The sequence below is a fragment of the Deinococcus radiodurans R1 = ATCC 13939 = DSM 20539 genome (assembly GCF_000008565.1).
GTDB classification, from domain to species: Bacteria; Deinococcota; Deinococci; order Deinococcales; family Deinococcaceae; genus Deinococcus; species Deinococcus radiodurans.
In genome coordinates, this window is record NC_001263.1 from 2287501 (window position 1) to 2306159 (window position 18659).

Annotated in this window: 20 protein-coding genes (1 of these 20 running past the window's edge); 7 read left to right on the plus strand and 13 right to left on the minus strand. The window is 68.2% G+C overall.

Features of this window, described 5'->3' with window-relative positions:
- From DR_RS11760 to truA, 3 genes are all read right to left on the minus strand, one after another.
- Positions 1-353: the 5' portion of a macro domain-containing protein gene (locus DR_RS11760; RefSeq protein ID WP_010888916.1), read on the minus strand. The gene continues 160 nt to the left of window position 1, outside the view; 353 of the gene's 513 nt are visible here — the first part of the coding sequence; the start codon lies at positions 351-353; its stop codon lies beyond the left edge, outside the window.
- A complete protein-coding gene (gene gmk, locus DR_RS11765) occupies positions 353-1072 on the minus strand; it encodes a guanylate kinase (RefSeq protein WP_027480091.1) in 720 nt (239 codons plus the stop codon). Before gmk ends, DR_RS11760 begins: the two co-directional genes overlap by 1 nt.
- A 64-nt stretch (positions 1073-1136) precedes the next feature.
- Positions 1137-1979 (minus strand): tRNA pseudouridine(38-40) synthase TruA, encoded by an 843-nt coding sequence (gene truA, locus DR_RS11770; RefSeq protein WP_010888918.1) that lies wholly within the window; start codon positions 1977-1979, stop codon positions 1137-1139.
- 127 nt (positions 1980-2106) lie between these two features.
- Between truA and DR_RS11775 the strand changes: the two genes are divergently transcribed.
- The 3 genes from DR_RS11775 (at position 2107) to DR_RS11785 (ending at position 4742) form a co-directional block, all read left to right on the plus strand.
- Positions 2107-3459, plus strand: coding sequence for a peptidoglycan DD-metalloendopeptidase family protein (locus DR_RS11775; protein WP_227085950.1), 1353 nt, complete (start codon positions 2107-2109; stop codon positions 3457-3459).
- Positions 3460-3496: 37 nt separating this feature from the next.
- Positions 3497-3718 (plus strand): hypothetical protein, encoded by a 222-nt coding sequence (locus DR_RS11780; RefSeq protein WP_227085951.1) that lies wholly within the window; start codon positions 3497-3499, stop codon positions 3716-3718.
- Positions 3719-3782: 64 nt separating this feature from the next.
- Entirely contained in the window at positions 3783-4742 is a 960-nt protein-coding gene (locus tag DR_RS11785; RefSeq protein WP_227085952.1) for an endonuclease/exonuclease/phosphatase family protein, read from the plus strand.
- 30 nt (positions 4743-4772) lie between these two features.
- Here DR_RS11785 and cutA read toward each other — a convergent pair whose 3' ends face one another.
- From cutA to DR_RS11815, 6 genes are all read right to left on the minus strand, one after another.
- Positions 4773-5081, minus strand: coding sequence for a divalent-cation tolerance protein CutA (gene cutA, locus DR_RS11790; RefSeq protein WP_010888922.1), 309 nt, complete (start codon positions 5079-5081; stop codon positions 4773-4775).
- Positions 5082-5127: 46 nt separating this feature from the next.
- A complete protein-coding gene (locus DR_RS11795; RefSeq protein ID WP_227085953.1) occupies positions 5128-5523 on the minus strand; it encodes a cell division protein FtsB in 396 nt (131 codons plus the stop codon).
- Positions 5524-5593: 70 nt separating this feature from the next.
- On the minus strand, positions 5594-6520 hold the full coding sequence (locus tag DR_RS11800) for an ROK family protein (protein ID WP_010888924.1): 927 nt from the start codon (positions 6518-6520) through the stop codon (positions 5594-5596).
- Positions 6517-6813 carry a hypothetical protein gene (locus DR_RS11805; RefSeq protein ID WP_010888925.1) on the minus strand — a complete coding sequence of 99 codons (297 nt, stop codon included), beginning with the start codon at positions 6811-6813 and terminating at the stop codon, positions 6517-6519. Before DR_RS11805 ends, DR_RS11800 begins: the two co-directional genes overlap by 4 nt.
- On the minus strand, positions 6810-7280 hold the full coding sequence (locus DR_RS11810) for an acyl-CoA thioesterase (protein ID WP_034350530.1): 471 nt from the start codon (positions 7278-7280) through the stop codon (positions 6810-6812). Before DR_RS11810 ends, DR_RS11805 begins: the two co-directional genes overlap by 4 nt.
- Before the next feature lie 45 nt (positions 7281-7325).
- On the minus strand, positions 7326-9896 hold the full coding sequence (locus DR_RS11815) for a bifunctional diguanylate cyclase/phosphodiesterase (RefSeq protein ID WP_010888927.1): 2571 nt from the start codon (positions 9894-9896) through the stop codon (positions 7326-7328).
- A gap of 106 nt (positions 9897-10002) precedes the next feature.
- On the opposite strand from DR_RS11815, the gene alaS reads away from it, so the two are divergent.
- From alaS to DR_RS11830, 3 genes are all read left to right on the plus strand, one after another.
- A complete protein-coding gene (alaS, locus tag DR_RS11820; RefSeq protein ID WP_010888928.1) occupies positions 10003-12675 on the plus strand; it encodes an alanine--tRNA ligase in 2673 nt (890 codons plus the stop codon).
- Positions 12676-12750: 75 nt separating this feature from the next.
- Positions 12751-13344, plus strand: coding sequence for a hypothetical protein (locus DR_RS11825; RefSeq protein WP_227085954.1), 594 nt, complete (start codon positions 12751-12753; stop codon positions 13342-13344).
- A gap of 33 nt (positions 13345-13377) precedes the next feature.
- The gene (locus DR_RS11830; protein ID WP_010888930.1) at positions 13378-13866 is read left to right on the plus strand and encodes a DinB family protein; all 489 of its coding nucleotides are present in this window, start codon (positions 13378-13380) and stop codon (positions 13864-13866) included.
- Here DR_RS11830 and DR_RS11835 read toward each other — a convergent pair.
- Together DR_RS11835 and DR_RS11840 are read right to left on the minus strand one after the other, a co-directional pair.
- Complete coding sequence (locus tag DR_RS11835; RefSeq protein ID WP_027480090.1) at positions 13863-14471, minus strand: chloramphenicol acetyltransferase; 609 nt, start codon at positions 14469-14471, stop codon at positions 13863-13865. The genes DR_RS11830 and DR_RS11835 overlap by 4 nt on opposite strands.
- A gap of 178 nt (positions 14472-14649) precedes the next feature.
- Complete coding sequence (locus DR_RS11840) at positions 14650-15840, minus strand: MFS transporter (protein WP_010888932.1); 1191 nt, start codon at positions 15838-15840, stop codon at positions 14650-14652.
- A 29-nt stretch (positions 15841-15869) separates the two neighbouring features.
- On the opposite strand from DR_RS11840, the gene DR_RS11845 reads away from it, so the two are divergent.
- A complete protein-coding gene (locus tag DR_RS11845; RefSeq protein ID WP_010888933.1) occupies positions 15870-16571 on the plus strand; it encodes a helix-turn-helix domain-containing protein in 702 nt (233 codons plus the stop codon).
- A gap of 112 nt (positions 16572-16683) precedes the next feature.
- On the opposite strand, the gene DR_RS11850 is transcribed toward DR_RS11845, so the two are convergent.
- Both DR_RS11850 and DR_RS11860 read right to left on the minus strand, forming a co-directional pair.
- A complete protein-coding gene (locus tag DR_RS11850; RefSeq protein ID WP_081816055.1) occupies positions 16684-17142 on the minus strand; it encodes a MerR family transcriptional regulator in 459 nt (152 codons plus the stop codon).
- Positions 17143-17362: 220 nt separating this feature from the next.
- A complete protein-coding gene (locus DR_RS11860; RefSeq protein WP_227085956.1) occupies positions 17363-18580 on the minus strand; it encodes an MFS transporter in 1218 nt (405 codons plus the stop codon).
- Positions 18581-18659 lie beyond the last annotated feature (79 nt).

Below are 18659 nucleotides of genomic sequence, written 5' to 3' on the forward strand. Positions count from 1 at the left end.
ATGGAAGGAAACGCCACCGAGCGGCAGCCGTTTTCGACGCCCAGGCGCAGGCTTTCGCGGTAAGCCCCGGCCAGCAGTTCAGCCTCGCCATGCTGACCGCCGCGCCAGATTGGGCCCACCGCATGAATGACGTACTTCACGCCCTGGCGTTCCAGATCGAAGGCGGGGGTGATGACGGCGGTGCCGGTGGGAGTGCCGCCGATGGGCCGAATGGCCTGGAGCAGGCGCGGCCCGGCGGCGCGGTGAATGACGCCGTCGACCCCGCCACCGCCCATCAGTTGTTTGTTGGCTGCCGTGACCACCGCGTCTACCGGCTGATGGGCAATGTCGCCTTGCACGAGTTCCAACGGCATCAGGACTCCACCACCTGTTGCAGGGCTTCGCGGGAAAGGGCGGTGCTGCGGACTGTGTCGGCCAGAGCGCGAGCTTGCTGCTCCTCGGGGGTCCAGTGTTCGGCAGCTTTCTGCGCGGCGCGTTCGGCCTGCTGCACGGCGAGGAGTTCGCTCACCGCGCGGTCGAGGTTGTCGTTGACGATGACGTAGCGGAAGTCATGGGCGGCCTGAATTTCGTCGCGGGCGCGGGTCAGGCGCTTTTCGATGCGCTCGGGGGTTTCGGTGGCGCGGCCCGTGAGACGGCGGCGCAACTCGGTGAGGCTCGGCGGCATGATGAACACGAGAATGGCCTGTTCGCCCATGCGGTCTTTGACCTGCATCGCGCCTTCGACCTCGATTTCCAGCACCACGTCTTGCCCCCGCTCCAGCGCCGCTTCGATGGGTTCGATGGGCGTACCGTAGTGGTTGCCGACGAACTGAGCGTGCTCCAGAAAGCCGTTTTGCTGCGCTTTGGCGAGGAACTCGGCGGGCGACACGAAGACGTAATCGCGGCCATTCACCTCGCCGGGGCGGGGTTCGCGGGTGGTCCAGGAGGTGGAATAGAACACGTCCTGCCCGGCCAGCCAGCGCTCACGCAGGGTGCCTTTGCCGACGCCCGACGCGCCGGTAACGACGATGAGGAGGCCACGTCCCTGCGGGGGTGTCCCGGCGGGGCGGTCTTGGGGTGCGGAAGCCATCATGCCCGCAGAATAGGCCACGGAGACGGCCTCATCGTCGGTCCTGGCGTCAGTCCCGGTGCCCCTCTCAGCGGCCCCGGTGGGTGCCTGGCTCTCCCCCATTCCCGGACCGCCCTTCCACTCGGCGCACCCCGTACTCGGCGCCGGCGAAATAGAGGCCACCCGGCGGCACGTTGGCTCCCGCCCGTGCCCGCTCGCGCGAGGCGAGGATGCCCTCAACTTCAGCGGCGCCCAGCTTGCCCTGACCGACCAGCAGCAGGGTGCCGACCAGACCGCGCACCATGTGGCGCAGGAAGCTTTCACCAGCGACATGGATGTCCCACAGCTCTCCCTGCGGCTGCACTTCTAATCGCAGCAGGTCGCGTACCGTCTGACGGTCCTCGCGGGTAGCGAAGGCAGCGAAATCGTGCAGGCCAATGAGCGACTGCGCGGCGCGATTCATCGCTTCGGCGTCCAGCGGCCCAGGAACATGCAGCGCCCGCCCCGCCCACAGCGGGTGCCTTTGCGGCGCGACCCACAGACGATAGACATAACGCCGCTCGGTGCAGGAAAAGCGGGCGTGGAAACCGGCGGGGGCGACTTCGGCGGAAAGCACCGACACCGAGGCAGGCAACCAGGCATTCAGGGCGCGGGGCAATTGGACGAGGGGCACTCGGAAAGTCGTCGGCACGTCCCAGTGCAGGGGCATTGCCTCGGCATGGACGCCCGCGTCGGTGCGGCCCGCAGAGACCGGGCGCAGGGCGCCTTCACCACCGAGAGCGTGCAGAGCCGTCTGCAAGGTTTCCTGCACGCTCACGGCGTTGCGCTGTTCCTGCCAGCCCGCGTAGTCGCGCCCGTCCCAGGCCACCGTCAGCCGCAGGCGCGTGAATCCGGGGGGCGGCGCATACAGGCGGGGCGGGTCGGCGTCCATGCGCGGCAGGGTAGCGCGGGGCGAGCGCCGGGGAGCAGCACGTCAATCCACCCATCCCCCCCATCGCAAATGAGAAAGCTGACCGAAAACTAAGAAAAAGGGCTTTGCATCCGCTATGCTGGCGAACGTGCCCCTGCTCTCAATTCGGTTGCAGATGAAGAGTTCGCCTTTCGCCCGGCCGGTGCTCGGACCTGTCACCGGGATTTTGCTGGCCGGCGCGCTGCTGCTGGGGGGTGCGGGGGCGGAAAGCTACCGGGTCAAACCCGGCGAGACGCTCTACCGCATCGCGCTGAACGCGGGCCTGAGCGAAGAAACCGTTCAGCAGGCCAACCCGGTGCTGCGCGGGGGCCACGCCCTGTACGCCGGGCAGATGCTGACCATTCCGCCCAAGCCGCTGCCGCCGGGCACCTTTCGCGTGCGTAAGGGCGAGGACCTGAAAAAGCTGGCCCAGCGCTTGGGCGTGAGCGAGGGCGACATTCGCCGGGACAACCCGCAGATCGACCGGCGCGGCAGCCTGAACGCCGGGCAGGTGTTGCGGCTGCCCGCCCGCCTGATCGCCGCGCAGCGGGCCGCCGAACAGGCAGCCCAGCAAAAAGCAGCCCAGCAAAAGGCCGCTCAGCAAAAGGCCGCTCAGGCCGCCGCCCGCCAGCAGGCCGCCGCGAAGAAGAGGGCGGCACAACTCGCCGCCGCCAAAAAACCCAAGCCCACCACCCACCGGGTCGAGATCGGCGACACCTTCTACAGCGTCGCGCGGCGCTACGGCATCAACCCCATCGCCCTACAGGAGTACAACCCGCGCCTGGCAGGGCAAACGCTGAACGTGGGCGCGGTGCTGAGCCTGGTCGCTCCCCCGCTACGTCCGGCACCTGTGGCCCCAGCCCGCCCGGCGCCGGTTCGTCTGGTGGTGGCCCGACCCGCACCTGCATCACCCACGCCCGCACCTACCGCACCCGCCCGGCCCGCCCCTGCGCGACCTGCTCCTGCGCGGCCTTCTCCTGCACAGCCTGCTCCTCCACGAGTGGCGCAGGCGACGCCCGAACATCATGCCCGCGTGGTGGTGCGGCAAACCAGCAGCCACAGTCTGTGGCAGTGGCCGCTGCCGGGCTACGGACGCATCACCAGCGACTTCGGGTGGCGGGTGCTGGACGGCGAACGCGAAAAACACCAGGGCATCGACGTAGCGGCCCCTCCCGGCACCCCGGTCATCGCGGCGCGCAGCGGGCGGGTCATTCAGGCGCACCTCGACGAGACCTACGGCTGGGGCTGGACAGTAGTAATTCAGCACCCCGACGGCTGGCAGACCCGCTACGCGCACCTCAGCCGTATCTCGGTGGAGGCCGGGCAACTCGTGCGCCAGGGCGAGCGCGTGGGCGCGGTGGGCAGCACGGGCCGCGTCACCGGGCCGCACCTGCACTTCGGGCTGTACCGCAACTGGGACCCTCACAACCCGCTGGCCTTCTACGCGGGCGGGCTGGACTGAGATGGAGACAGCGCCTCACACCGCTTGGCCTTCTACCGTGTGGTACGTGGAGCTGCGCGGCAAGGAGGCCGAGGCCACGCTGCGGCAGTGGCTGGAGCAGCTTCCCGGTCAGGCGGGGTTCGCGGGCGCCGAGCTGCTCGACAGCCCTGCGCAACCGGGCCTCGCGCTGGTGGCGAGCCACTGGAGCGGACCCCTGCCGGAGCTGACGCCGCCCGCTGGGGCCAAACACTGGACCTTCCGGGTGCTGGCGCAGCGCTAACACCTGAACCAACTCCACCTTAAGCCGGACGCGTAGGCGCGGCATCTCCCGCAGGATGGGAAAGATGCCGCGCCCCTTTCTGCCCGCCCTCTTCTCTTCCCGGCTGGTTAACGGAATGTTCGGACTGGTCGCGCTCGGCTGGGCGCTGGGAGCCTGGGTCGGTGAGCGCACGCTGCCGACCCTGCTGCTCGCCTACCTGCCTCCGCTGCTGTGGTTGCTGCCGGCGGGCCTCGCGCTGCTGTGGAGCGTGGGACGGCGCCGGGGACGTGGGCTGGCCCTCCTCACGCTGGGGCTGGCGGCCTGGGGCGCGGGCCTGCTGCACTGGCGGCCTCAAGCCGACGGCGAGTTGCGGGTGCTGACCTACAACGTGGCGCGGGGCAGTCAGGGAACAGCGGCGGCCCTGCTGTCCACCTTGCAGGCCAGCGACGCCGACCTGATTCTGTTGCAGGAAACGAATCTCCTCGACCCGGCAAAGGGGCTTGCCTTGCGTAGCGGTCTGAGTGGTTACGCGCTCACCCAGGGCCGCGAAGTCTGGACCCTCTCGCGCTGGCCGGTGCTGCGGCAGACCCAACACGCGGTGCCCGGCAGCACGCGCACTTTTGCCGAAACGTGGGTCAAGGGCCCGGACGGGCGCACGCTGCGGGTCGTCAATGCCCACCTCGGCACCGTGCTGATTACCAGTGCCCTACGCGGCGACACGGCAAAAGTGCGGCGCACCGCCCAGGCCCGGCGGGAACAGGTGGCACTGCTGTGCCGTATCGCGGCGCACGAGCCGGGGCCGGTGCTGCTCGGTGGCGACCTCAACACGCCGCCACGCGGACGGCTTTACCGGCGCTTGACCGGCTGCTTCGGCCCCGACGCCCATGACCGGGCCGGGCAAGGCCCCGGCTGGACCTTTCCTGGCCTGCTTCTGCGAATCGACCACCTGCTCGTCCGTGACCTGCGGCCCACCCGGGCGCGGGTGCTGAGCATGGCAGGCAGCGACCACCGGCCCCTGCTGGTGGAGTACCGCTGGGGCCGGTGAAGGAGGGCAAACTTATTGGGACGGGCCTATTCAGCCCACCGAATCGCGCAGCCAGCTCTGAAACTCGGGCGAGGCGCGGTCGAAGGGCAGGGCCACGATTTCGGGCACCTCGTAGGGGTGCAGCGACTTGATGCGGGCTTCGAGGGCCGGGTACTGCTCGCCCACCGTCTTGATGAGCAGCAGCGACTCGGGGTCTTCGGCGACTTCACCGTCCCAGCGGTAGATGCTCTGGATGCCCGGCAGGATATTGACGCACCCGGCGAGCCGCTCGGTCACCAGGGTGCGGGCCAGCTCCTGGGCGCGTTCCGGCGGAAGGGTGACGAGAACGACGAGTGACATGCGGGTCAGCATAGCGCGCAGCCGCCACTGGCCCGTTTGCCGAGCCTTACGGCAAGCGCCGCGAGTCGCAAGTTTCCGGCGGCGTACTCGGCGCCCCACTCGCGACCACTACGGTTTCCCCGACGCGCACAAAGCCCTGGCAGCGCGCCAGAATTTGCAAATACGCCGGGTCCTGCGCCGCCGCCTCGGCGTCCTTGAGCATGTGCAGGTCCGACTGCAAAGCGGCGACCCGGCCCCGCACCTGCTCGGTTTCCTGGGTCCAGGTCCAGCTGCGGTAGACGTTGTTGCCGATTTGAAAGGCCGCCTGCACGCTGCCGAGCAGCAGCAAGAGGCAGGTGATCATCATGGTGAGGGGCAAGCGCCGGAGCTGCCGCGAGCGCAGGCGCCACGTCTCCCGCCAGGTCCGGTGCGCAGAGGGAGCGGGGGAAGGTGAAGCGTCCATCGGAGCCGAGCATAGCAAGGGGAAGGATGAGGACCGGGAGTCCGCCGTGCCGCCCGCTCTGTCCGCCCCGTCAGCCGTGCAGCGCCGACAATGCCGCCCCGACCACCCCGGCGCTCTGACCGAGCTGGGCGCGGCGAATGGTGACGGGCGCGAAGCCCCCGGCGTACTCGTCGGCGGCCTGCTGCACGCCCTGGAAGAAGTAATCGCCCACCGCCGACACACCGCCGCCAATAACGAAGACCTCGGGGTCGATGACTTTTTGCAGGTCGGCGAGCGCGATGCCGATATGCCGCATGGCCTGGGTGACCACCCGGCGGGCGGCGGGGTGGCCCTGCTCGGCGAGGGCAAAAGCCTCGGCGGTAGACACCTCGCGGTTCAGGGCGTAGCTGGCATCCCGCGCAATGGCGGTGCCGCTCGCGACCGCTTCGAGCGCCCCGTCGAGCCCCGCGCCGCTCACCGGGCCACCGGGCTGCACGGTGACGTGCCCGAGTTCGCCCGCTACGCCGTGTCGCCCGCGCCACAGCCGGCCATGCAGGACCAGCCCCGCGCCGATGCCGGTGCTCACGGTCACGTAGATGCTGCTCTCGCTGCCCCGCGCCGCACCAAGATGGGCTTCAGCGAGCGCGGCGGCCTTGGCGTCGTTTTCCAGCACCAGGGTTTGCGCGGCGGTGAGGTGCAGCCGTTCCCGCAGGCCGTCTATGAGCGGCACGTCGGTGAAGCCGTAGATGTTGGGCGCGAACTTGACGCGGGTGCGCTCGGCATTCAGCGGGCCGGGCACGCCCACGCCGATGCTCTGGGCGCCCGGGTGAGCCGCCTGAAGTGCCCGCACCTGCGCCGCCACCGCGTCGAGCACCGCTTCCCAGCCGGTTTCGGGGGTGGGCTGCACCTGCCGCTCGATAAGTTCTTCGCCCCGCAGCACGCCGCAGGCGATTTTGGTGCCGCCCACATCCACGCCGATGCTCAGGGGGGCGGCGCCGCCGGAGACAGGCCGCGTCATGGTTCCCCCTGCGGCGGCTCGCCGGGCGCGGGGCTGGGGTCTTCCCCGAGCAGTTCTAGGGCCTCGTCCCACTGCACCAGCGGCACGTACAGGCCCACATCGCCGAGGTAGCCGCCGGTTTCGATCTCGATCACCGGGCTCGCCATCACCCACTGAAACGGCGTGCGAATCACGCTCACCACGCCGCCCTGCGACAGGGTGCGCCGCCAGCCCTCGGCGAGCAGGCGCGGCAGGGTATCGAGCCGCACCCAGGGGTCGCCCTGGTACAGCACCCGGTCTTCAAAACGGGTCATGCCGGGTTCGGGGAGTCCTGGCCGGGAACCAGCAGCCGCGACATGAGTTCGCGCAGTTCGGGCTCCAGCGGTTGGGGCCGCAGACCGCCCTCGCCCACGCGCACCTGCACCGTGCGCGAGTAGGCGCAGGGCTGGCCGTCGGCGACCATGCGGCACACCGTGGTCCACGACGTGTTGCCCAGGCGCTCGATCAGGGCCTCGACCCACACGTCCTGCCCCCAGCGGACCTCACGGCGGTAGTCGATTTCCTGGTGGGCGATCACCGAGCGGTCGAGGTGCGGCGGGATGCCCAGATCTTCCCAGACCAGCACGCGGGCGGTTTCGAAGTACTGCACGTACACGGCGTTGTTCAGGTGCCCCATGGTGTCGAGGTCGGCGTAGCGCATCTGGATGCGGTGGCGCAGCGCGCGGCTCCAGTCGAGGGCTTCGTACACCTCTTCGGGACGGGGACGAGAAGAAGCAGTCATGCCGGGTAGTGTAGGCGCCCGCCGCACGCCGGGAGTGACCCTGGTTCAGTCCTCTGAGAGTGACTGCCGGGGTGACTCCTGGCGTGCTTGCTGGGATGACGGTGACTGTGTGGGCCACGGCGAGTCTGGAGCGCCCGCCGGGAGCAGCGCGGCGGCCTCGGCGGGCGGCAGCGGACGGGCCAGCCAGTAGCCCTGCGCCTCGTCGCAGCCCATGCCGCACAGCAGGTCGTACTGCTCGGCGGTCTCCACGCCCTCGGCCACCACCCGCATCTGGAGGTTGTGGGCGAGGCGCACCATGACTTCGATGAACTGCTGCGAGGCAGCGAACTGCTCGGACGCGGCGCTGAGGTCCTGCAAGAACTCGCGGTCGATCTTGAGCAGGCCGAAGGGCAGGCTCTTGAGCATGCTCAGGCTGCTGTAGCCGGTGCCGAAATCGTCCATGGCGACCTTGACCCCGAGGGCCTGCAACTCGCGCAGCGTCTGCTTGGCGAGGCGCGGGTCGCGGTGCACCATGCTCTCGGTGAGTTCAAGGACCAGGCTGTGCCCCGGCAGGCCGTGCTGCTCCAGGCAGGCGCGCACCCCGGCGACGAAATCCGACTGCTCGAACTGCAACGCCGAGACGTTGACGGCCATCGTCAGGCCGCGCTCGGGCAACTGCCACGCCCGCGCCTGCCGGCAGGCCTCATCCAGTACCCAGCGCCCGAGTTCGAGAATCAGGCGGCTTTCCTCGGCGAGCGCGATAAAGCGGTCAGGGGGAATCATGCCGCGCTTGGGGTGCGGCCAGCGCACCAGGGCTTCGAACCCGCTCAGACGCTGGCCTGGCAGCAGAAATATGCCCTGGTAGTGCAGCTGCAACTGACCGTGCCGCACGGCGTGGCGCAGGTCCTGGCTGAGCATCCGCCTTTCCTCCTCCTCGGCGCTCATGTCGCCAGCAAAGGCGACGGCCATGTTGCGGCCCTGGGCTTTGGCCTGAAACAGCGCCAGATCGGCGCGTTTCTGGAGCAGTTCGACGTCGCCGCCGTCCTGCGGGGCCACCACGTAGCCGAGCGACACCGTAGGCACGACCAGTTCGGTGCCGCATACGCAAGGTTCGCGCAACTGTTGCAGCAGCCGCTCGGCCACCAGCCGCAGGTCGCCGGGGGACGCCAGATCGCTGAGCAGCATCACGAATTCGTCGCCGCTCAGCCGGCCCACGAGGTCGCCGGGCCGCACCGCCTCGCACAGGCGGCGGGCAAGTTCGGTAATGAGCAGGTCGCCCACCGCGTACCCGAAGCGGTCGTTGATCGCCTTGAGGTGGTCGATATCGGCCACGATCAGCCCCAGCGAGCGCCCCGGTGCCAGGAGGTCCAGCGCCTGCCGGGCACGCGTGTAGAAAAACGAGCGGTTGGCGAGCCCGGTGAGCTGGTCGTGCGAGGCCTGGCGACTGAGTTCCACCCGCGTCTCGCGCAGCGCCGAGGCCGCCTGGGCGCGCTCGTTCCGGCGCTTGCGCTGCAACTCGGCCTCGCGCCGCAGCACCTCGTAGCGAATCTGCTCGGCCAGCAGGCCCGCGCGCTGCTCGGCCAGCCGCGCCCGGTGCTGTTGCTCGAGCTCCCGCTGCTCCCGCAGACACCGCAGGGCCTGCGCCGGGTCACCGAGTTGCTCATACAGCCGCGACTGGCTGCCCCGCACCCGCGCGAGCAGCGGGGGCGTGTTCGCCAGCTCCTCGGCGCGGCCCAACCCCTCGCGGGCCTGAGCCAGGTCGCCGCGCACCAGGGCTGCTTCGCCCAGCACCCACGCGGCGGCGCCCGGCACGGTGTGCTCGAGGGGAGCCGCGAGGGCCTGTGCCTGCTCGGCGTGTCGGGGAGCCGCGAGGGCCTGTGCCTGCTCGGCGTGTCGCCGGCTGGCGTCCAGCTCCCCCAGCGCCAATTGGGTCAGCGCCTGCTGCAACTGAACCTGGGCTTCGAGCTGCGGGAGGCCCACCTCCTGGCACACCGCGAGGGCCTGCGCGGCCAGTTCCTGACTTTCAGCGTACTCGCCGAGCTGATGCAGCGTCCGCGCCAGCCCTACCTGCACCGCAGCGGTGACCGGGCGGGCCGCAGGCAGCTGTGCCAAGCCCGCGCGGTAGAAGAGCAGCGCCTGCGGATACTCCTCGAGCCGCTCCAGCAGGTCGCCGACCCGCCCCAGCAGCCGCCCCTGTCCGGGCGTGTCCCCCAGGGCGTGCAGCAGGTACAGGCTCCGGCGCAGCAGCCACGCCGCCTGCTTCACGTCGCCCTGACGGCCCCGCACCACGCCGAGCACCTCGAGGCAGCGGGCCTCCAGCGAGCGCAGGCCCAGGTCGTGGGCAAGGCGGCGCCCGGTTTCGGCGTGGTTGGCGGCGGCGCCGTCCTCCCCGAGCAGCACGGCGCAGCGTGAGAGCAGTTGCAGCGCGGTGGCCTGGGCCGCCAGTTCGGACGGCCCCGGGCAGGAGTCTGGGGCAGGCGACGCTGGAGAGGGGACCGCGGCGCTCAGGCCCGGCCACAGCGCCAGCACTTCGGCGTAGACCTCGGCGGGACGGGCAAGAATCTGCGTTTCGAGCACCTCCAACCGGGCCACCCGCTCCGCTCTCGGCCAGTTTGGACTCCCTTGGGACGTGGACACGCTGTCATGTTAGGAGATGTGCTCACACGAAAAGGTCATTTTTTTCACGTCATGGGGGGTAGAAACACCCCCTCCTGTGGGGGAGGTCCGCGCTAGACTTGCCCTTATGACTGCGCCGCTCACCACCGCCGAGATTCGCGAGAGGTACCTGTATTTCTTCGAAACCAAGGGGCATCTGCGCCTGCCCTCGCACTCCACCATTGCCCCCGACCCCACCACGCTCTTTACGGTCGCTGGGATGCAGCCCTTCAAGGAAAACTTCATGGGCGCGCCCGCCGTGTTCGATGGCCAACCCAGCAAGCGCGTCACCACCGCGCAAAAGTGCGTGCGCGTGGGCGACATCGAGAACGTGGGCCGCACCCGCCGCCACCTCTCGCTGTTCGAGATGATGGGCAACTTCTCCTTCGGGGACTACTTCAAGCGCGACGCGATTCACTGGGCCTGGGAGTTCCTGACCGGCCCGGAGTGGATGGGCATGGACAAGGACAAGATGTACGTCACCGTCTACAAGGACGACGACGAGGCGTTCGGCTACTGGACGCAGGACATCGGTTTGCCCGCCGAGCACATTCACCGCTTCGACGCCGACGAGAACTTCTGGCCCGCCAACGCGCCGCTCGAAGGCCCCAACGGGCCGTGTGGCCCCTGCTCGGAGATTTACTACGACCGTGGCGAGAACTACGGCGACGACACCTGGGGCGACTACTACCAGACCCGCGAGAGCGCCCGCTTTCTGGAGGTCTGGAACCTGGTGTTCCCGCAGTACGACCGCCAGGACTTGGACGCCAGCGGTCAGCCCGTGCTCAAGGACTTGCCTTTCAAGAACATCGACACCGGGATGGGCCTGGAGCGCGTCGCCAGCGTGGTGCAGGACGTGCCCGACTTCTATTCCAACGACGTGTTTAAGCCCATCGTCGAGCGGGTGGCCGAGCTGAGCGGCAAGCCTTACGAGGGCGAAACGAGCGTCTCGCACCGCGTGGTCGCCGAACACATCCGCTCGGTGAGCATGATCGTGGCCGACGGCACCGCCTTTTCCAACACGGGCCGGGGCTATACCGCCCGCAAAATCATGCGCCGCGCCATTCGTCACGGGTACATGCTGGGCCTGCGCGAGCCGCAGCTCTACCGGTTGGTCGAACTGGTGGTGGACAGCATGGGCGGCGCTTACCCCGAGTTGCAGCACAACCAGAGCCGGGTCGAAGCGAGCGTGAGGGCGGAAGAAGAGCAGTTCCTCAAGACGCTCGAAGGCGGCATCAAGCGCCTGGGCGGGCTGCTGAGCGGCATGGAAAAGGGCAGCACGCTGGTGGGCAAAGACGCCTTCGAGCTGTACGACACCTACGGCTTCCCGGTGGACCTGACCAAGGAAATCGCCGAGGAATACGGCGTGAGCGTGGACGAGGCCGGCTACGCCGAGAGCCTGGAACACGCGCAGGAAATCGCCCGCGCGGGCAGCAAGTACGGCAAGTCCGAACTGTTCGGCGGCCATCAGGAAGCGCTCGACGGCCTGCCCGCCACGCAGTTTGTCGGCTACGACCAGACCTCCGGGGACGGTCAGGTGCTGGCGCTGCTGAGCGGCGGCGAACGCCTGAGCCACCTGCCGGCGGGCAGCGAGGCCACCGTCGTTCTCTCGCAGACGCCCTTTTACGGCGAAGGCGGCGGCGAGGTGGGCGACACCGGGCGGCTGGAGTGGGACGGCGGGGCCGGTATCGTGCGCGACACCCAGAAGACTAAGCAGGGCGTGTTCCTGCACGACGTGCTGGTGGAGCAGGGTGAGCTGAAAGAAGGCACCCGCGTGCGCGGCGTAGTCAGCCCCGAGCGGGCGGCCATTCAGCGCCACCACACCGCCACCCACCTGCTGCATGCGGCACTCCGGGCGGTGCTGGGGGGCGGCGTGCAGCAAAAAGGCTCGCGGGTGGCTGCTGACCAACTCCGCTTCGACTTCTCGCACGGGGCCGCCATGAGCGCCGAGGAAATCGCCCAGGTCGAAACGCTGGTCAGCCGCTGGGTGAGTGCCAACTTCCCGGTGTCGTGGCGCGAAATGCCGATTGCCGAGGCGAAAGCTGCCGGTGCCACCGCGCTGTTCGGTGAGAAGTACGGCGACGTGGTGCGCGTGGTGCGGGTGGAAGGCGACGTGGACTTTGGCGGCCACGCGGTCTCCAGCATGGAGCTGTGCGGCGGGGCGCACGTCTCGCGTACCGGCGACATCGGCGCCTTCGTGATTGTCTCCGACGAGAACGTGGCGGCGGGCGTGCGGCGTATCGAAGCGCTGGCGGGCGAGCAGGCTACGGCGTGGCTGCGCGGGCGCCTGAACGCCTCGGCCAAGGCGGCGGCGCTGCTCAATACCTCGCCCGAGGGCCTGGAAGAGCGTGTCAGCGGCCTGCAGGGGCAACTCAAGGCCGCCGAGAAGGAAACGGCCCAGGCGCGCCGCCAACTCGCCGAAGCGCAGATGGGCGGGGGTGGCAGCGCGGCCCAGACCCGCGAATTGGGCGGCTTCAAGGTCGCCAGCCTGAAGCTCTCGGGCATCGAGGGCAACGAACTGCGCGGCGCCGCCGACAAACTGCTCGACCAGAGCGGCGCGGACCTCGTGGTGATCGCCTCCGACAAGGGCCTGGTCGTCAAGGCGACCAAGGACGCCGTGGCGAAGGGCGCGCACGCCGGACAACTGGTGAGCAAGCTCGCGGCGGCGGGCGGCGGCAAGGGCGGCGGACGCCCTGACATGGCGCAGGCGGGGATTACGGACGCGGCGGGCGCGTTGGGAGCGCTGGACACGGCGTTTTGAGCGTTGATGGTAGATAGGTGATGGATGATAGAAAAAGGCTGGGGCGTTGGCTCCAGCTTTTTTGTGGAGGGAGTGGTGGAAGAGTTCCTGAGCCAGCTGGACGACCTGGACGACGCCGTGTCCAGCGTCAGCCTGAGCGCGGCGCAGCTTACAGGCGACAACCTGCATCTCACTTTCCGACTCGCGGGCCAGACGTGGGACGGCACAGACATCACGCAAAGCTGGCAAGTGACCGCGCAGGGCGTCGCAGAACACCGCTTGAGTTTGGGCGAATGCGGCAGGTGGCCTGAACTGCTCTCTGCCTCCCCGCGTCTGCTGGTCGCACAGGCGCCGTGGCGGAAGCTGATGTTCTCCACCGCCCCGGCGGATGCAGCGGCTTTCCTTTCCGACCTCCGCGCCGTCCACGACGACGAGAAGTGGGACACCTTCGGCAAATACGGTCTGGGCGGGCAACTCGACTTGGGCTACGGCGTATTTGCCGACGGCCCCGCGCCCCTACTGGAGCTGTACCACCCAGTTTTGGAGGCGCACCGAATGCGGCCTAGTTGGCTGCCATCTGCCCCCCGGCCTACGCCGCCGCGTAAGTGCTTGCATCTGGGCGGCACGGTTTGGAAAGACGACCTGTATATGCTGGCACAGGCGTTTGTCGCCACCCAACAACCGCTCTAGCGATGAATCAGGCCACGTCCGTTACAGTGGCTCATGTCTGAAACTCAGCACTGGTTGGACGGCATCGTGGATATCTTGCGCGAGGCGTTGGAAGGCGGCGAGCCGGGGCAGGGCACCGCTTTCGTGGAAAATACGGGCGCTGACGGCGTGCGTTATGGGCTGTTGCCCACGCTCGCCCGGCTGAGCGCGGCCCAGGCCAGTCAGGAGGTGTACGGCACCAGCGTGGCGGGGCACGCCCGGCACACCGCTTTTCATTTGGAGGTGCTGATTCGCTGGGACCGCGACGGCGAGCGCGGGCCTTTCGACTGGAAAGGCAGTTTCTTGCCCATGCAGACCAGCGAAGAGGAGTGGCCGGCGGTGCAGCAGCGGCTGCGCGACGCTTACGAAGCCGTCGTCGCTTTTGAAGCCTCGCAGCGGAGTCAGGCCCCGAACGGCGACCTGAGCGGCAGCTTTGCGGGCGCGGCGGCCCACGCGGCGTACCATCTGGGCGCCATCCGGCAGCTGATCAAAGTGGTGGCCTAACGCTCAAGCTCCTTTCCCAGCACCCGGAAAAACTCCGCCACATGCCAGCCGTCGCACGCCGCGTGGTTCGCCTGCACCGCCAGCGGCAACGTGACCTGCCCGGCCTCCTCACTGAAGCGCCCCGCCGTGAACACCGGCAGCAGGTAGTCGCGCCCGTAGTCCAGATTGAACGCTGCAAAGTCCAGCCAGGGCGCAATGGACAGGTTGACCACGTGCGCCGGGGCCGGGCCTTTGGGGAAGAAGGCGGGGTCGTCGCCGTAGCGTTCTACGTCCGCCCGGTACTGCGTCAGAAAGTCTGCGAAATCGGGTGAATAGTCCGTCCAGAGCACTGAAAATGTCCCAGTAGACGGGTGAAAGACCGTGTAGGCCGGGCACACCTCGTCCCAGTACCCCGGCACGCCGCCTTGCTCGGTCATCCGTAGGGCAGGCAGCCGGTTGACCGTGCGGCAGACGGCATGAATCAGCGCCGGGGCGAAGGGCCGCCCGGAGCGGCGCAGCGCCGTCACGTCTACCCGCTGCGTGACCGAGTAGCTGCACGGGTTGCGGCGGTAGTGCGCGTAAGCCTCGCGGCGCGGCCAGTCGGCGGGAAAGGGGCAGAAGATCATGGGTTGAGGGTAACGGTTCACCTTTTGATGGTGGGGATAATAAAAAATCCGCCCTCTCGGACGGTGATAGAAAAACAATAACGCGGTATGCAGCCTGTGTCAAATTTATGCTGAGGCCCAGAAAAGGCACGTCCAGAACGATGTTCTTTCTCCACACACAAGCACGCCATACATTGCTCTACCGTCTTCCACGTAATAGCGCCCCCAAACCCAGCAGGAGCAACACCACCCCGGTCCCCTGCAAGACGCCTGACAGTCCCAGCGCTGGCAGCGTCGCCGTCGCCAGCCCCAAACCCAACGGCGCGGCCCCAGCCAACAGGCTCGACACTGCGCCGAGCACGGCGCCGCGGCTCGTGGCAGGAGCCCCTTCCTGCAATTGCGTCATGGCCGCGATGGAGGCCACCGCCACCGCTGAGCCGCCCAGCAGTAACAGACCCGCGCTGACCGGCAACGTGCCCGCGACGCTCAGGCCCAGGCGAACCGCGCCCGCCACCAGGACCGCGAGCCCCAGCCCGGCCAGGCCACGGGGCCGCACCCCCAGCAGCGCCAGCCCGCCCCCGAGCACGAACCCGGCACCGAAGGCGGCCTCTAACGCCCCCAGCGCCTGCGGACCCAGCTGCAACTGGTCATGCACCAGCGACGGAAGCAGCGCCGGCATGGGCGCGGCGAAGGTAATGAAGGCGCACACCAGCACCACCAGTTGCCGCAGGTCCAGCGATAGCTGACACCACAGCTCGCTGAGGCTGGAGCGAGGGATGCCGGGCGACGTAGGCACCACTACCCGCGCCGGCCAGCGGGTCAGCGGCACCAGCAGGAAACACAGCAGATACGCGAACAGACCCACCGTCGCCGCCGCGCCCACGCCCCAGCTGGCGAGCACGCCGCCGAGCAGCGCCCCACCGATGCTGCCGGCACTCATCAGCAACTGGTGCAGGGCATTGATGCGGCCAAGTTCTCCTTCCCCCGCGAGTTCGGGCAAGGAAGCGAGAAAAGCAGGTTCGTCAAAAGTCAGGGCCACATTCAGCAGCACGCCCGCCAGGAGCAGCGGCACGGTCAGCGCTGCGGCTGTTCCTTCCGCGAGCCACACCACCCCGCCCAGCACGCCCGCGCAGGCGAGCGGCGCCAGGATCAAGATGCCTTTGCGGTCCACCCGGTCGGCCAGTCGGCCCGCCGGCACACCCAGGAGTAACACCGGCAGGGCGAAAAGGGCACCGGCCAGCGCCAGCAGGCGGTCATCGCCTCCCCCGGCCTTCAGCGTCCACAGCGCCGCCACGCTGTATGCCGCGCTGCCCATCACTCCCAAGCACTGAGCAGCAAGCAAAAGAGGCAGCGGCGTCACTACGTCCAGAGTCCGGCGAACTGTCGTCATGCCAGCAGCGTGGGGCTAGGCTACTGGAAATGTCAGATTCCTTTTCCACTAGCTCGCCCGCACCGGCTTGCTCAAGCGAGTGCGAGTGCCTGACCGTGACCGACGCTCGGCAGGCCGCCGCCATGATTCACCCCGAGTTCAGCCCCCTGATGGACGCCCTGACTGGACGCGAAGCGAGCGTGGGTGCCCTGGCACGCGAGCTGGACTGGCCGCTGGACACTGCCCACTACCGGGTCAAGAAACTGCTGCGGCTTGGACTGCTGCGCGTGGTGCGCGAGGAAAAACGGGCCGGACGCCCGGTCAAGGTCTACCGCGCGGTGGCCGACGCCTTTTTTCTGCCCTACTCGTCGTTTACCCACGCCACGCTGGAAGAGAAGTTCCTGCGCCACGAACTGCAGGTGGCCCGCTCGCTGGTCCGCAGCTACGTGCGGTTGCTGCACGACACGTTCCCACAGCCCGGCACCCTCGGCCCTTACCTCTTCCGCGACGAGGCCGGGCACCTGCAAGAAGACCTCGCCGCAGCGCCGGGAAAGCTGCTGGACCTCGCTGCCGCCTTTCCCACGACCACCGAACACCTGCGTTCCTTGACGCTGACCGACGCCGAAGCCCGGCACCTCCGCGACGTTCTGGACGCCCTGGCGGCAGAGTTTCCCCGACGCCGCGCCGGGCAGCCACTCACGCACATGCTGCGGCTGTGGCTCGTTCCCGCCCGCGAGGAGGACTGGCAGTAGGGCAGCAATAAAAAATCCGCCCTCTCGGACGGTGATAAAAAGAGAATAACGCGGTATGCATCCCTTGTCAACTCCATGCGCGGGACTAGAAAAAGCTCGTCTGTGGCGGCCTTTACGCCGGGTCTTTCTCCCGCAGCAATTCACCTACCTGCGCCCCGGCCAGCCGCCGCTGCACGTAGTCGAGGTCGCGCTGCACGTCGCGGCGCAGGGCACGGGCGTCCTTCAGTTCCTTTTCGGCGGCGGTAATGCGTGTACTCAGCACCGTGAGCTGGCTGCTCAGGTCGCTTTCCAGGGTGTGCAGCGCTTCCTGGGTAAGCACCTGCCGCCCGTCGGGGTCGCTCTCCTGCGGGTGGGTGGAAATCGCCTGAATGGTGCCCAGGCTCAGGCCCAGCGCGCGCATCCGGCGAATGCGTTCCAAGCGCTGCACGTCGGCTTCCGAATACATACGGTAGCGGCTGTCGGTGCGCTCCGGCGTGACCAGCCCAAGTTCCTCATAGTACTTTAGGGTCCGCAGCGTCAGGCCCAGCCGGGCGGCCACTTCACCCACCTTGTAGCGGGCCGGTTCGGTCATGATGGTCATATTCTAGAGCCTTTGACAAAAAGATGGCACAGCTTTTTGGCGAGCGGAGCGAGTACAAAACAAGGAGCAGAACGGAGAATGGAGCGGGTGGCGGTGCTGTTCCGACGCACGCGTCATTCGGAGAACTGCTCTAGAGGTTCTCCAGCAAAATCAGCGGACTCCTGACATCTCCGGAGTCCGCTGAGGGATAAGTAAAGTCGAGAAAGGAAACTCAGTGAACGTGCGGGTCGCTCGCCCGCGCCGCGTCAATCTGCCGGGCCGCCAGCGCCGTGATGACCAGGCCCAGCGCCACCGCGCCCGCGCCGAAGCCGTAGGGCATCTTGCCGCCGAGGTGCTCGGCAATCAAGCCGCTGCTCACCGGGGCCGCCGCCGCACCGAGCCAGCGCAGAAAGTTGTAGGCGCTCGTGGCGGTGGGCCGGGGCATGTGACTGACTTCCACGCTCAGGGTGGTCAGGGTGGCGTTCATCAGCCCGAACAGCACGCCGCTCAGCACGACCAGACCGACCTTGACGCCCACCGCGAAGGGTGCAAAGCCCAGCAGCGCGAAAATGATGGTCAGGCCCGCCAGCGCACCCATCACCACGTTGCTCGCCTTGACGCGGCGCAGCAGCACTTCGGCCAGCTTGGTGCTGCCCAGGCCGAGCAAAATGCCCCAGCCGAAGAACATCAGGCCCAGGTTCAGGGTGCTGAGGTGGAGGAACAGCGGGGTGTAACCGAGCAGCAGGAAGAAACCGAAGTAGTACAGCAACCCGGTCAGGCCCACCGCCAGAAAGGCCGGGCGAGTGTAAGCGCGGAACACGTCACCGATGGGCCGGGGCGGCTCCTTGCTCTCAGGCACCTTGACGAAGGCGGCCACCGAGGCGAGGGCGAGCAGCATCAGCGTGGCGGCCCCGAAAAAGGGAAAGCGCCAACTGTGCGAGCCGAGCACGCCGCCGAGCAGCGGCCCCATGCTCATGCCCAGGCCGATGGCGGCTTCGTAGCGCATGATGGCTTTTTCGGCGTGCCCGATCAGCGCCAGCAGCAGCACCAGCGCGGTGGGCGTGAACAGGGCGCTCCCCAGACCCCAGCCCCCACGGAAGACGGCGAGCGCTGGAATAGACCCGCTCAGCCCGCAGGCGGCAGCGAACAGCGCGATGAGACCCAGGCCGATCAGCGCGACCCGCTTGCGCCCCAGCTTGGCCCCGATGTTGCCAGCAAACAGGGTCATGACGGCCATGACACCGAGGTAGGAGGTGAACAGCAATTCGACCTGGGTGGGCGTGGCCCCGAGCTGGCGCCCGATTTCCGGCAGGATGGGGTCCACCACCCCGACGCCCATGAAGGCGATGAGGCAGGCCGCCGTGACCGCCCACGACGCGACGTTGCGCCGACTGGCCTCCGACGGATCGAGGGCCACCTCGCCAGGCAGAGAAGAAGCAGAAGCAGACATAACCCAAACGTACACGTACAGGTTTAGGACGTTTGTGATCTGGCTTTCGTGTTGTTCCTCTGCGGGAAGTAACGGAATC

Bases quoted from the DNA above. Each gene is read 5' to 3' on its own strand.
- DR_RS11835 (WP_027480090.1), bottom strand. From the start codon at position 14,471: ATGATCTTCTGCCCCTTTCCCGCCGACTGGCCGCGCCGCGAGGCTTAC.
- gmk (WP_027480091.1), bottom strand. From the start codon at position 1,072: ATGATGGCTTCCGCACCCCAAGACCGCCCCGCCGGGACACCCCCGCAG.
- DR_RS11800 (WP_010888924.1), bottom strand. From the start codon at position 6,520: ATGACGCGGCCTGTCTCCGGCGGCGCCGCCCCCCTGAGCATCGGCGTG.
- DR_RS11850 (WP_081816055.1), bottom strand. From the start codon at position 17,142: ATGACCGAACCGGCCCGCTACAAGGTGGGTGAAGTGGCCGCCCGGCTG.
- DR_RS11830 (WP_010888930.1), top strand. From the start codon at position 13,378: ATGTCTGAAACTCAGCACTGGTTGGACGGCATCGTGGATATCTTGCGC.
- DR_RS11785 (WP_227085952.1), top strand. From the start codon at position 3,783: ATGCCGCGCCCCTTTCTGCCCGCCCTCTTCTCTTCCCGGCTGGTTAAC.
- DR_RS11860 (WP_227085956.1), bottom strand. From the start codon at position 18,580: ATGTCTGCTTCTGCTTCTTCTCTGCCTGGCGAGGTGGCCCTCGATCCG.
- cutA (WP_010888922.1), bottom strand. From the start codon at position 5,081: ATGTCACTCGTCGTTCTCGTCACCCTTCCGCCGGAACGCGCCCAGGAG.
- DR_RS11845 (WP_010888933.1), top strand. From the start codon at position 15,870: ATGTCAGATTCCTTTTCCACTAGCTCGCCCGCACCGGCTTGCTCAAGC.
- DR_RS11795 (WP_227085953.1), bottom strand. From the start codon at position 5,523: ATGGACGCTTCACCTTCCCCCGCTCCCTCTGCGCACCGGACCTGGCGG.
- DR_RS11810 (WP_034350530.1), bottom strand. From the start codon at position 7,280: ATGACTGCTTCTTCTCGTCCCCGTCCCGAAGAGGTGTACGAAGCCCTC.
- alaS (WP_010888928.1), top strand. From the start codon at position 10,003: ATGACTGCGCCGCTCACCACCGCCGAGATTCGCGAGAGGTACCTGTAT.
- truA (WP_010888918.1), bottom strand. From the start codon at position 1,979: ATGGACGCCGACCCGCCCCGCCTGTATGCGCCGCCCCCCGGATTCACG.
- DR_RS11840 (WP_010888932.1), bottom strand. From the start codon at position 15,840: ATGACGACAGTTCGCCGGACTCTGGACGTAGTGACGCCGCTGCCTCTT.
- DR_RS11805 (WP_010888925.1), bottom strand. From the start codon at position 6,813: ATGACCCGTTTTGAAGACCGGGTGCTGTACCAGGGCGACCCCTGGGTG.